Origin of the sequence: Neisseria dentiae (assembly GCF_014055005.1) — a bacterium.
Taxonomy (GTDB): Bacteria; Pseudomonadota; Gammaproteobacteria; order Burkholderiales; family Neisseriaceae; genus Neisseria; species Neisseria dentiae.
Genome location: NZ_CP059570.1, coordinates 2145649 through 2158704, shown reverse-complemented (window position 1 = coordinate 2158704; position 13056 = coordinate 2145649). Strand labels below are relative to the sequence as shown.

Below are 13056 nucleotides of genomic sequence, written 5' to 3'. Positions count from 1 at the left end.
GTCTGAAAATGAACATAACCGTACAACGTATTTACGATTACCAAACCGATGCGGCGGGCACGGAAACGGCGGTGTTGGTTGACCGCCTTTACCCGCGCGGCGTACCCAAAGAAAAAATGGCCGGGGTGCAGTGGTTGAAAACTTTGGCGCCCAGCGCAGAACTGCGCCGCTGGTATCACGAAAATCCCGAACAACGGTTCGACGCATTTGCCGCCCGTTATCAGGAAGAATTGCAGGGCAGCGAACAGCAGCAGGCGGCAGGCCGTCTGAAAGCGTGGGCGCAAGAAGGCGGCGTGGTGCTCTTAACGGCGGTGAAAAATCCCGAACGTTCGCATGTTTCAGTGTTGCTGGATGTTTTGGGTGCACCGTTTGTGCGCGCGTGAAAGATGCGGTGCGCCCGCATACTATAACTTGCCTGAATAACGGCAGAGGCGATAAAATACCAACGTTTTTTCAGGATGTTTTTTAGCGGTTGGTTTCCTGAAAAATCAATAACTTCAATATGATACAAGCTCCGATGCGTATGTTTCAGACGGCCTTCGGCCGGGTGCGGAATATTCGGCGGCATCGGGGCGGAACCGGATACGGGTATAGATGAACACTCCGCAAAACACCGGCGGCGCGCCCAACAAGCGTAAATTGTCGCGCCGTAAGCGTAATCTGACGTTGGTTACGCTGTTTTTTATTGTGGTGGCGCTGGCAACCGCCATGGTTTATTTTTTGGTTTGGCAGCACGAAGAAGAAACCGACGATGCTTATGTGGCCGGCCATTTGGTGCAGATTACGCCGCAGGTGGCCGGCACTGTGCGCAAAGTTTTGGTGGACGACACCGACATCGTGAAAAGGGGCGACGTGCTGGTGTCGCTCGACGACAGCGATTTCCAGCTTGCCTACGACCGCGCCCAAAACGAGCTGATCCAAGCCATACGCCAAAACAAACAGCAAACCGCCGTTTCGTCGCAGGCCAAAGCGCAGGTGTTGATGCGTAAAGCCGATTTGGCCAAAGCACAGGCAGATTTGCGCCGCCGTGAAAGTTTGGCGGGCACCGATGCGGTTTCGGGCGAAGAATTGAGCCACGCCCGCGCCGCCGTGGTGCAGGCGCAGGCCGCGTTGAAGGCGGTGGAAGCCGAAGAAACGTCGGCACAGGCTGCATTGGGTAAGAATATCCCCTTGCGCCAGCAGCCTGCCGTTCAAACGGCCGTCAGCCGTATCAAAGATGCCTGGCTGAATTTGCAGCGCACGCAAATCCGCGCGCCGATGGCGGGGCAGGTGGCCAAGCGCAATGTGCAGGTGGGCCAGCGCATTGCGCCCGGCGCACAGATGATGGCGGTGGTGCCGATGCACAATCTATGGGTGGACGCGAATTTTAAAGAAGTGCAGCTGCGCAAAATGCGCATCGGCCAGCCGGTGGAAATGACCGCCGATTTATACGGCAGCCGCGTGGTTTACCGCGGCAAGGTAATGGGTTTGTCGGCCGGCACCGGCAGCGCGTTTTCATTGTTGCCGCCGCAAAACGCCACCGGCAACTGGATCAAAGTGGTGCAGCGCGTTCCGGTGCGTATCAGTTTAGACCAGCAGCAGGTGCGCGCATATCCTTTGCGCGTGGGTTTGTCGATGTCGGTTAAAGTGGATACGTCCGACACCGACGGCAAAACCATGGCCGAAGCGGGCGACAGAAGCGCGGTGGTGGCCGAAACCGATATCGTGGATTGGGCGGCGGCCGATGCGTTGATCGAACAGATTTTTGAGAAATACGCCAAATAACGGGCGCAACGAACAGGCCGTCTGAAACCCTTATTTCAGACGGCCTCAATATCTTCAAGGCCGGTGCTTTTATAAAATCGGCCGAGACTTAACAAAAACGCCGCATACGACTTGAGGCCGTCTGAAAAACATAACCGCCGCTTAGGCAGCGGGCGGATCGAAACTTATGAACCAAGCAAAAACCTACCCGCCTTTAAAAGGCGCCAGCCTGGTGCTGGTTACGCTGGCGCTGAGCCTCGCCGTGTTTATGGAAGTGCTGGACACCACCATTGCCAATGTGGTGGTGCCGGTGATTGCCGGCGATTTGGGCGCGGCCGCCACGCAGGGCACTTGGGTAATCACCGCGTTTGCCGTGGCCAATGCCGTTTCGGTGCCGTTAACCGGATTCGTGGCGCGCCGTTTCGGCGAAGTGAAAGTGTTTTTGGGCGCGGTTATCGGCTTTGTGATTACCTCGTGGCTGTGCGGCCTCGCGCCGAACTTGCAGATGCTGGTGCTGTTCAGGGTGTTGCAGGGCTTGGTGGCGGGGCCGCTGATTCCGTTGTCGCAAAGCCTGCTGATGGCCTCGTATCCGCTCGAAAAGCGCACGCAGGCGCTGGCGTTATGGGCGATGACGGTAGTGGTGGCGCCGGTTTTGGGGCCGATTTTGGGCGGTTGGATTTCCGACAACTGGCATTGGGGTTGGATTTTCTTTATCAATATCCCCGTCGGCATCGCCGCAGCCTGGATAACGTGGAAACAGCTCGGCCACCGCGAAACCGAAATCAAGAAAACGCCGATAGACTATACCGGCCTAGTGCTGATGGTGTTGGGTGTGGGTGCTTTGCAGATGATGCTTGACCGCGGCAAAGAGTTGGATTGGTTTGCCTCGGGCGAAATCATCGCCTTGGCCGTGGTGGCGGTGGTGTGCCTGACCTATTTTGTGGTGTGGGAGCTGGGCGAAGAACACCCCGTGGTGGATTTGTCGCTGTTTAAAGACCGCAACTTCACCGTGGGTGTGATTACCACATCGCTGGGTTTTATGGTGTATATGGGTTCGCTGGTGCTGCTGCCGCTGGTGTTGCAGTCGAATCTGGGCTACACCGCAACCTGGGCGGGCTTGGTGGCCGCACCGGTGGGCATTCTGCCGATTATTCTGTCGCCGGTTATCGGCAAATTCGGCGGACGCCTCGATATGCGTTGGCTGGTAACCGCCAGTTTTTTGGTTTTTGCCTTCACCTTTCATTGGCGCACCAATTTTTATGCCGGTATGGACATGGCCAACGTGGTTTGGCCGCAATTCTGGCAGGGCTTGGGCGTGGCCATGTTCTTTCTGCCGCTCACTGCCGTTACCCTGTCGCGTATGCAGGGCGCGCAAGTTGCCGCCGCCAGCAGCCTGTCGAATTTTCTGCGCGTATTTATGGGCGGGGTGGGCGTATCGGTGGTAACAACCATGTGGGAACGCAGGGAGGCTCTGCATCATGCCCGGCTTGCCGAAGCGGTTACGCCTTATTCGGCAGCAACCCAGCAGGCCGTACAAAATATGGTGCAGGCAGGCATCCGGCCGGAAGAAGGCTTGGCCAATATCGTCAAAAATATTACCCAGCAAGGCTTTATCATCGGGTCGAACGAGATTTTCTGGGCGGGCAGCCTGCTGTTTATCGTGATGATTGCAGTTATCTGGTTTGCCAAGCCACCCTTCGGTTCTTCGGGCGGAGGCGGGCATTAAGGTTAAGTTTAAAGGCCGTCTGAAATATTTTCAGACGGCCTTTAAAATATCTACAACAGTAGTTTATCGGAAACTGAGCAATAAATCCCGAAACGCATTCGGATCTTTGATAAACGTCATTTCACCTTCTTGCGGAAAGTGAAAGTCCAATAAACGCGAAACCCAAAAACGGATACAGCCCGCACGTTTGGCAATCGGATAATAACTGCGCTCGGCTTCGCTTAACGGGCGTATGTTTTCGTATCCGGCTAAAAAAGCGGTTTCCAACCCCGTATTCAATTTATTGTCGGCGGTGCGCGCCCAATCGTTTACGGCAATAGCCAAGTCATACATAAAATTACCGTTGCAGGCATAGTAAAAATCAATAAATCCCGCAACTTGGTCGCCATCGAGCAACACATTATCTTTAAACAGGTCTGCATGAATAATGCCGGAGGGCAGGTGGTCGCCGCTATTGTTGTCTAAAAAAAGAATTTCGCTTTGAAGCAAATCAGCGTCTTCGCCGTCGAGCACCGGCCGTAATTTGATGCTGGCATCGTGCCACCATTGCGTATAACGCGGATTGTTCATTTTTAAAGGGAAATCCTGTCCGGCCAAATGCATTTTGGCCAGCATGGCTCCAGTATGGAAACATTGGTTTTCAGTCGGCCAGCTGGTGTCCGAACCTTTCAAACAAGTAACCAGACAGGCAGGTTTGCCCACCAATACCGAGTCGAACCTTCCGTCCTTACGGGCAATCGGTGCAGGGCAGGCAACCCCGTTTTTGCTCAAATGCTGTTTGAGCATCAGAAAAAAAGGCAGCTCTTTCTGTTTGAGCACCTCGAACACCGTCAGCACAAAACGCCCGGCAGTAGTGGTGAGGAAATAATTACTGTTGGTGATTCCTTGGGCAATGCCTTGTAAAGAAATAAAATCACCCAAATCGTAATCAGTCAGAAACTGGCGCATTTCATCATCGGAAACACTAGTGTAAACAGACATAGCCGAACCTTATTAAAGCGAACTTACTATCATATCAAACAAATGCGCCATCGGGCAGGCGAAGATAAGAAAGAAACGGCCGCAACCAAACAGTAACAACAAACAGCATCCAAGTTGGTAAAGAAAATTTTCAAATAAAACATCAATATGCAATTTTTTGTAAAAAAATGGAGCTCCAAGAGTTGACTGTTTTGTTGTTGGTTGTGTATAGTTCGCCTTCTTCGCTGCTTCGGCGGCAGGAAACGCTCTTTAACAACACAGATTACCGATAAGTGTGAGTGCCTTAGTGCCTCACACTGCGACAAAAAACAGACAAGATGTAGATATATCTATTCTTTGTCGGTTTCTTTGAAGCAGACCAGAAGTTAAAAGTTAGAGATTGAACATAAGAGTTTGATCCTGGCTCAGATTGAACGCTGGCGGCATGCTTTACACATGCAAGTCGGACGGCAGCACAGAGAAGCTTGCTTCTTGGGTGGCGAGTGGCGAACGGGTGAGTAACGCATCGGAACGTACCGAGTAGTGGGGGATAACTGTCCGAAAGGATGGCTAATACCGCATACGCTTTGAGAAGGAAAGCGGGGGCTCTTCGGACCTCGCGCTATTCGAGCGGCCGATGTCTGATTAGCTGGTTGGTGGGGTAAAGGCCTACCAAGGCGACGATCAGTAGCGGGTCTGAGAGGATGATCCGCCACACTGGGACTGAGACACGGCCCAGACTCCTACGGGAGGCAGCAGTGGGGAATTTTGGACAATGGGGGCAACCCTGATCCAGCCATGCCGCGTGTCTGAAGAAGGCCTTCGGGTTGTAAAGGACTTTTGTCAGGGAAGAAAAGCTTCGGGTTAATACCCCGGGGTGATGACGGTACCTGAAGAATAAGCACCGGCTAACTACGTGCCAGCAGCCGCGGTAATACGTAGGGTGCGAGCGTTAATCGGAATTACTGGGCGTAAAGCGGGCGCAGACGGTTACTTAAGCAGGATGTGAAATCCCCGGGCTTAACCTGGGAACTGCGTTCTGAACTGGGTGACTAGAGTATGTCAGAGGGGGGTAGAATTCCACGTGTAGCAGTGAAATGCGTAGAGATGTGGAGGAATACCGATGGCGAAGGCAGCCCCCTGGGATAATACTGACGTTCATGCCCGAAAGCGTGGGTAGCAAACAGGATTAGATACCCTGGTAGTCCACGCCCTAAACGATGTCAATTAGCTGTTGGGGTACTTGATACCTTAGTAGCGTAGCTAACGCGTGAAATTGACCGCCTGGGGAGTACGGTCGCAAGATTAAAACTCAAAGGAATTGACGGGGACCCGCACAAGCGGTGGATGATGTGGATTAATTCGATGCAACGCGAAGAACCTTACCTGGTCTTGACATGTACGGAACCCTCCAGAGACGGAGGGGTGCCTTCGGGAGCCGTAACACAGGTGCTGCATGGCTGTCGTCAGCTCGTGTCGTGAGATGTTGGGTTAAGTCCCGCAACGAGCGCAACCCTTGTCATTAGTTGCCATCATTTGGTTGGGCACTCTAATGAGACTGCCGGTGACAAGCCGGAGGAAGGTGGGGATGACGTCAAGTCCTCATGGCCCTTATGACCAGGGCTTCACACGTCATACAATGGTCGGTACAGAGGGTAGCCAAGCCGCGAGGCGGAGCCAATCCCAAAAAACCGATCGTAGTCCGGATTGCACTCTGCAACTCGAGTGCATGAAGTCGGAATCGCTAGTAATCGCAGGTCAGCATACTGCGGTGAATACGTTCCCGGGTCTTGTACACACCGCCCGTCACACCATGGGAGTGGGGGATACCAGAAGTAGGTAGGCTAACCGCAAGGAGGCCGCTTACCACGGTATGCTTCATGACTGGGGTGAAGTCGTAACAAGGTAGCCGTAGGGGAACCTGCGGCTGGATCACCTCCTTTCTAGAGAAAAGAAGGGGTGCTTGGGCATTCACACTTATCGGTAAACTGTGAGACGAAGATGCGGGCAAGGGTTTCGGATGGCGGATGGAGACATTTGTTGTTCGAGGCACGACCTGGGTTTGTAGCTCAGCTGGTTAGAGCACACGCTTGATAAGCGTGGGGTCGGAGGTTCAAGTCCTCCCAGACCCACCAAGATTGGGGGCATAGCTCAGTTGGTAGAGCACCTGCTTTGCAAGCAGGGGGTCATCGGTTCGATCCCGTTTGCCTCCACCAAAAAACGCTGCAAATGAAAGCGAATTGAAGAGTTTGCTTTGATTTGCGCCGTTAGGAATAAAGCATTCCGAATAACGCATCGATCTTTAACAAATTGGAAAGCCGAAATCAACAAACAAAGACAATGTTGGTCGGATTGGGAAGCGTCAAAGCGCGGCCCGCAGGCGGTTGAAGCCGTCTGAAAAGAATCCGGCCACAGTATTTGGGTGATGATTGTATCGACCGTATCCTGAAAGACAAAAGGCGGGATACGGTACACAACAAAGCAGTAAGCTTTATCAGATTAGGGAATCTAAGCTAGCCGGCTAGTCAACGGTTGGGTTAGCGAAGTCAGAAGGTTCTTCAAATGATAGAGTCAAGTGAATAAGTGCATCAGGTGGATGCCTTGGCGATGATAGGCGACGAAGGACGTGTAAGCCTGCGAAAAGCGCGGGGGAGCCGGCAATAAAGCAATGATCCCGCGATGTCCGAATGGGGAAACCCACCGTATTCTGTACGGTATCCTTATCTGAATACATAGGATAAGAGAAGCGAACCCGGAGAACTGAACCATCTAAGTACCCGGAGGAAAAGAAATCAACCGAGATTCCGCAAGTAGTGGCGAGCGAACGCGGAGGAGCCTGTATACGATAGCCGTTGGGATAGAAGAACAAGCTGGAAAGCTTGGCCATAGTGGGTGATAGCCCCGTATTCGAAATCCGAATGGTGGTACTAGGTATACGACAAGTAGGGCGGGACACGAGAAATCCTGTCTGAAGATGGGGGGACCATCCTCCAAGGCTAAATACTCATCATCGACCGATAGTGAACCAGTACCGTGAGGGAAAGGCGAAAAGAACCCCGGGAGGGGAGTGAAAGAGAACCTGAAACCTGATGCATACAAACAGTGGGAGCCCTAAGGGGTGACTGCGTACCTTTTGTATAATGGGTCAACGACTTACATTCAGTAGCGAGCTTAACCGGATAGGGGAGGCGTAGGGAAACCGAGTCTTAATAGGGCGACAAGTTGCTGGGTGTAGACCCGAAACCGAGTGATCTATCCATGGCCAGGATGAAGGTGCCGTAACAGGTACTGGAGGTCCGAACCCACGCATGTTGCAAAATGCGGGGATGAGCTGTGGATAGGGGTGAAAGGCTAAACAAACTCGGAGATAGCTGGTTCTCCCCGAAAACTATTTAGGTAGTGCCTCATGTATCACTTCCGGGGGTAAAGCACTGTTATGGCTAGGGGGTCATTGCGACTTACCAACCCATGGCAAACTAAGAATACCGGAAAGTGCAATCATGGGAGACAGACAGCGGGTGCTAACGTCCGTTGTCGAGAGGGAAACAACCCAGACCGCCAGCTAAGGTCCCCAATGACAGATTAAGTGGTAAACGAAGTGGGAAGGCCCAGACAGCCAGGATGTTGGCTTAGAAGCAGCCATCATTTAAAGAAAGCGTAATAGCTCACTGGTCGAGTCGTCCTGCGCGGAAGATGTAACGGGGCTCAAATCTGTAACCGAAGCTGCGGATGCGCTTGGCGCATGGTAGGGGAGCGTTCTGTAGGCCGTAGAAGGTGTGTTGTAAAGCATGCTGGAGGTATCAGAAGTGCGAATGTTGACATGAGTAGCGATAAAGCGGGTGAAAAGCCCGCTCGCCGAAAGCCCAAGGTTTCCTACGCAACGTTCATCGGCGTAGGGTGAGTCGGCCCCTAAGGCGAGGCAGAAATGCGTAGTCGATGGGAAACGGGTTAATATTCCCGTACTTTGATTCAATGCGATGTGGGGACGGAGAAGGTTAGGTTAGCAAACTGTTGGAATAGTTTGTTTAAGCCGGTAGGTGGAGTGTTTAGGCAAATCCGGACGCTCATAACACCGAGAAGTGACGACGAGTATCTACGGATACGAAGTAACCGATACCACGCTTCCAGGAAAAGCCACTAAGCTTCAGTTGGATCAGAACCGTACCGCAAACCGACACAGGTGGGCAGGATGAGAATTCTAAGGCGCTTGAGAGAACTCGGGAGAAGGAACTCGGCAAATTGATACCGTAACTTCGGGAGAAGGTATGCCCTTCGATGTTAAGCCCTTGCGGTGTAAGCATTGGAGGGTCGCAGAGAATCGGTGGCTGCGACTGTTTATTAAAAACACAGCACTCTGCTAACACGAAAGTGGACGTATAGGGTGTGACGCCTGCCCGGTGCTGGAAGGTTAATTGAAGATGTTAGCGCATCGGATCGAAGCCCCAGTAAACGGCGGCCGTAACTATAACGGTCCTAAGGTAGCGAAATTCCTTGTCGGGTAAGTTCCGACCCGCACGAATGGCGTAACGATGGCCACACTGTCTCCTCTCGAGACTCAGCGAAGTTGAAATGGTTGTGAAGATGCAATCTCCCCGCTGCTAGACGGAAAGACCCCGTGAACCTTTACTGTAGCTTTGCATTGGACTTTGAAGGCACTTGTGTAGGATAGGTGGGAGGCTGAGAAGCAGAGACGCTAGTCTTTGCGGAGCCGTCCTTGAAATACCACCCTGGTGTCTTTGAGGTTCTAACCCAGGTCCGTGATCCGGATCGGGGACCGTGCATGGTAGGCAGTTTGACTGGGGCGGTCTCCTCCCAAAGCGTAACGGAGGAGTTCGAAGGTTACCTAGGTCCGGTCGGAAATCGGACTGATAGTGCAATGGCAAAAGGTAGCTTAACTGCGAGACCGACAAGTCGAGCAGGTGCGAAAGCAGGACATAGTGATCCGGTGGTTCTGTATGGAAGGGCCATCGCTCAACGGATAAAAGGTACTCCGGGGATAACAGGCTGATTCCGCCCAAGAGTTCATATCGACGGCGGAGTTTGGCACCTCGATGTCGGCTCATCACATCCTGGGGCTGTAGTCGGTCCCAAGGGTATGGCTGTTCGCCATTTAAAGTGGTACGTGAGCTGGGTTTAAAACGTCGTGAGACAGTTTGGTCCCTATCTGCAGTGGGCGTTGGAAGTTTGACGGGGGCTGCTCCTAGTACGAGAGGACCGGAGTGGACGAACCTCTGGTGTACCGGTTGTGACGCCAGTCGCATCGCCGGGTAGCTAAGTTCGGAAGAGATAAGCGCTGAAAGCATCTAAGCGCGAAACTCGCCTGAAGATGAGACTTCCCTTGCGGTTTAACCGCACTGAAGAGTCGTTCGAGACCAGGACGTTGATAGGTGGGGTGTGGAAGCGCGGTAACGCGTGAAGCTAACCCATACTAATTGCTCGTGAGGCTTGACTCTATCATTTGAAGGACTTTGGACGGAAACGTAAACAAAGCATCAAAGAGAAAGCTTACTGATGAAGATACTTCGTCACCGAAAAGTTGATTAAAGAATAAATAAGCGGAGCAAAAGCTCCGTAACGGCTTACCGATTTGTACAGTTTAAGTCTGGCGGCCATAGCGGGTTGGTCCCACGCCTTCCCATCCCGAACAGGACCGTGAAACGACCCAGCGCCGATGATAGTGTGGATACCCATGTGAAAGTAGGTCACTGCCAGACACCCATTCAGAGCCCCCGGTACGGAAGTATCGGGGGCTTGTTCCATGGGAAGTGTTGCCGGGCGGCGACAACGGTTACCATAGTTATTATAGTGAATTAAAATAAGAATTCCGAACTTTACTCCCCCTTACCAGCAGAAAAAAATGGCCTACCCGATAGAACTCCGACAAAAAGCAATCGAATATTACCGGCAATGCCAAAATGCAAGCCAAGTCTGCCGTGTATATGGTATCAGCGACAAAACGCTGAGCAGTTGGCTGCGACTCTATGAACAAACAGGTTCACTGGCGCATCAAGTCAAAGGTGGTAATGCCACAAAAATAGACAGGCAACAGCTTTCAGACTATCTCGAACAGCATCCTGATGCCTACCTGCACGAAATCGCAGAACATTTAGGGTGCAGCGCCCCAAATGTCAGCTACCTGCTCAAAGTCATGGGCATCACACGAAAAAAAAGACCACCACATACAAAGAACAAAAACCCGAACAAGTAGCCGCTTATCAACAAGCATTGAGCCAATATACTGACTATCAAGCAGTTTTTCTTGATGAAACAGGGTTCGACACCTTTTTTTACCGCCCTTACGCTTACTCGAAAAAAGGCGTACCCGTCAAAGCACAAATCAGCGGCAGAAAATACCAACGTATTTCATTGGTTGCGGCACAAATCCAAGGTAAAGGCAGCCTGATTGCCCCCATGACCTATTGCGGCACCATGGACGGCAGCCTGTTCGAAGCATGGTTTGAGCAAATGCTGCTGCCCGAACTGACGGAGAAATCCGTCATCATTATGGACAATGCCCGTTTCCACCGTATGGCGGTTTTGACTGAAATGGCGCAGAAGCAGGGACATAAAGTATTGCCCCTTGCTCCTTATTCACCCGAGCTTAATCCGATTGAAAAGGTATGGGCGAATATTAAAAAGCATTTACGGAAAGTTTTACCTGCCGTGGGAGATTTTATGACTGCACTGCTACGTAGTTCTTATTTTAATTGACTATAATTGAGGGGGTGGAAGTGTTTGAAAAGCGGCAGTCATCGCTTATGATAGACGGCGTGCCGGAAAAGACCGGCACGGTTTAGAGACATTCATTACGGAGGAAAAGCATGAAACTGAAACATTATCTCTTCGGTGCCCTGGCGGCACTGGCGGCACCGCTGCTGCTGGCGGCGGTGAACATCAACACCGCGACGGCGGAGGAGCTGAAGGCGCTGCCGGGGATAGGGCCGTCGAAGGCGGCGGCGATCGTGGCGTACCGTGAGCAGAACGGGCCGTTCAAGAGCGTGGACGATTTGCAGAACGTGAAGGGGATAGGCGCGGGGATACTGGCGAAGCTGCGTGAGGAGGCGACGGTGGGGGCCGGGGCGGCGAAGAAGGCGCAGCCCGCGGTGAAAAAACCGGCTAAGTAGGCCTCGGCCTGATTGTTTGGCGGGCAAGCAATGTGCTTTAGCGTTTCATCTCTGCCTGAATGGCGCGGATGCTGGCTTCGCGGTCGCGGACTTCCTGCTCGAGACGGCTGGTTTTGGCTTTGTCGCCTTTTTTCTTGGCAACGTTTAGCTGCGCCTTGGTGCGTACCAGTGCGGTTTGTTCGTTGCGGATTTCGTTTTGCAGAATCTGATTGCGCGAAAGCTGCTGTTTGGCAGGGGCGGTGGTGATGTGTGGCACGATAATGGGTTTGCGCGGCGCCTGCTTTTTCGCCTTGTTGGCGTTACGGATTTTCACTTGCAGCGAAGGCGAGGCGGCTTCGGCGGTGTTGGTAACGGTGGTGTCGCGTGAAGAAGGGGCGATTTTAATATCGTTTTGTTCTGCTTCCCAGATTTGTCCTGTGCGGTCTGCTTCTGTAGAAGAGTTTGCCAATTTGGCAGCTGCAACATGTTGTTCATCGCTACTACCGTTCATTTGAGAAAGGCGGCAACTTGAATTGATGCGATCTGACGAAAAAACAGCACGGTCATCACTTTGACAGATATAAGTGGAGGCCTTGGTAGGAAGAGTAACGAAACCTACAATTATAACGATAATGAAAAAAATAGTTTTCATGTGTAGAGTGTTTAATACTTCGGGAGAAAAATTATAACTAAAAATAAGTTTGGGTGTTTAGTAGGGAGAAACTCTTGTTAACCCCAATAAAAAAACGACAGGTGAAGTTTCAGGGTACATATTTTACCTGATATTCACCTTTATTCTCCCTCAAAGCGTTTAATCATTAGTCTCTCGACATGCATCAGTTTCTTTTTATATCCAAAATTGATAAATATTTCGTGACTAGAAGTCGCAAACAGTATAAATATAATTAATAAATTTAACTTAAAATGACATTCCCAAGCAACTCATACACATATCATTCTGAGCTTTCGCTGAAGCGTCTTTATCCTGGCCCATTTTTTTCTATCGGATTCAGGTTGGGACTGCCAAGCAGCAGCCATAAAACGGTATGCCCTTTCCTTTCAGCAACGCTCCAGCCTTACCCTTATACAAACCACCATATTGTCCATTACAACCACACTGATGATTAGAAGCTGAGGTATCAGCATTTGCTCCAACCAAGTATCGAATATCCTGCAGTTGAATGCTACATTCAAATAAACCGACTAAGACCTTTGCCCACATAACCATAAGAGCGGAAGGTGGGGGCCTTGGATTCACTTTCATACAGACAGACAATCGGACGGTCTTTCAGATGGAGACAGTGTTTGGGTTTGATAAACGCTTGCTGAGCCTGGCATCGGTTTTGGGATGTTTCTTGGTTTTTATTTTGGCTGATTCTTTATCTTTTCAATGTCTTGTGGATAGCATTGGCTGAGCAGTCGAAGCGTTTAGCTCGCTCGGTACGATAAGCGTCGGGGTATTGTTCTACATCCTGAAGCAATTCTGAAGCAGTACCTGTTTGCTGATTTTGTGAGGCTTTCTAT

8 protein-coding genes, 2 tRNA genes and 3 rRNA genes are annotated in these 13056 nt (G+C 51.6%); 10 read left to right on the top strand and 3 right to left on the bottom strand.

The features are described 5' to 3' along the window. Window positions 1-8 precede the first annotated feature (8 nt). The 3 genes from H3L92_RS10090 (at window position 9) to H3L92_RS10080 (ending at window position 3469) form a co-directional block, all read left to right on the top strand. A complete protein-coding gene (locus H3L92_RS10090) occupies window positions 9-383 on the top strand; it encodes a DUF488 domain-containing protein (RefSeq protein ID WP_085366450.1) in 375 nt (124 codons plus the stop codon). 211 nt (window positions 384-594) lie between these two features. Next, on the top strand, window positions 595-1764 hold the full coding sequence (locus H3L92_RS10085) for an HlyD family secretion protein (protein WP_085366448.1): 1170 nt from the start codon (window positions 595-597) through the stop codon (window positions 1762-1764). Window positions 1765-1930: 166 nt separating this feature from the next. Further along, the gene (locus H3L92_RS10080) at window positions 1931-3469 is read left to right on the top strand and encodes a DHA2 family efflux MFS transporter permease subunit (RefSeq protein WP_085366446.1); all 1539 of its coding nucleotides are present in this window, start codon (window positions 1931-1933) and stop codon (window positions 3467-3469) included. 63 nt (window positions 3470-3532) lie between these two features. On the opposite strand, the gene thrB is transcribed toward H3L92_RS10080, so the two are convergent. Then, a complete protein-coding gene (gene thrB, locus H3L92_RS10075) occupies window positions 3533-4450 on the bottom strand; it encodes a homoserine kinase (protein ID WP_085366444.1) in 918 nt (305 codons plus the stop codon). Window positions 4451-4831: 381 nt separating this feature from the next. Here thrB and H3L92_RS10070 point away from each other — a divergent pair. From H3L92_RS10070 to H3L92_RS10040, 7 genes are all read left to right on the top strand, one after another. Beyond that, a 16S ribosomal RNA gene (locus H3L92_RS10070) occupies window positions 4832-6372 on the top strand. A gap of 115 nt (window positions 6373-6487) precedes the next feature. Continuing rightward, window positions 6488-6564: transfer RNA gene (locus H3L92_RS10065), tRNA-Ile, on the top strand. Between the two features lie 5 nt (window positions 6565-6569). Next, window positions 6570-6645: transfer RNA gene (locus H3L92_RS10060), tRNA-Ala, on the top strand. Between the two features lie 353 nt (window positions 6646-6998). Continuing rightward, window positions 6999-9882: ribosomal RNA gene (locus H3L92_RS10055) — 23S ribosomal RNA — on the top strand. Between the two features lie 148 nt (window positions 9883-10030). Continuing rightward, window positions 10031-10143, top strand: a 5S ribosomal RNA gene (gene rrf, locus H3L92_RS10050). Together the 16S, 23S and 5S rRNA genes with 2 tRNA genes alongside form the textbook arrangement of a ribosomal RNA operon. A 143-nt stretch (window positions 10144-10286) precedes the next feature. Further along, window positions 10287-11140, top strand: a protein-coding gene (locus H3L92_RS10045; protein WP_115336200.1) for an IS630 family transposase whose coding sequence is annotated in 2 segments (ribosomal slippage) — window positions 10287-10602 and window positions 10602-11140 — 855 coding nt in all. Because the reading frame shifts where the segments join, the coding sequence is not laid out codon by codon here. A gap of 116 nt (window positions 11141-11256) precedes the next feature. Then, complete coding sequence (locus H3L92_RS10040; protein ID WP_085366140.1) at window positions 11257-11553, top strand: ComEA family DNA-binding protein; 297 nt, start codon at window positions 11257-11259, stop codon at window positions 11551-11553. A 37-nt stretch (window positions 11554-11590) separates the two neighbouring features. On the opposite strand, the gene H3L92_RS10035 is transcribed toward H3L92_RS10040, so the two are convergent. Continuing rightward, window positions 11591-12001 carry a hypothetical protein gene (locus H3L92_RS10035; protein WP_245945429.1) on the bottom strand — a complete coding sequence of 137 codons (411 nt, stop codon included), beginning with the start codon at window positions 11999-12001 and terminating at the stop codon, window positions 11591-11593. Between the two features lie 910 nt (window positions 12002-12911). Next, entirely contained in the window at window positions 12912-13013 is a 102-nt protein-coding gene (locus H3L92_RS13655) for a hypothetical protein (RefSeq protein ID WP_115336223.1), read from the bottom strand. Window positions 13014-13056: the final 43 nt, after the last annotated feature.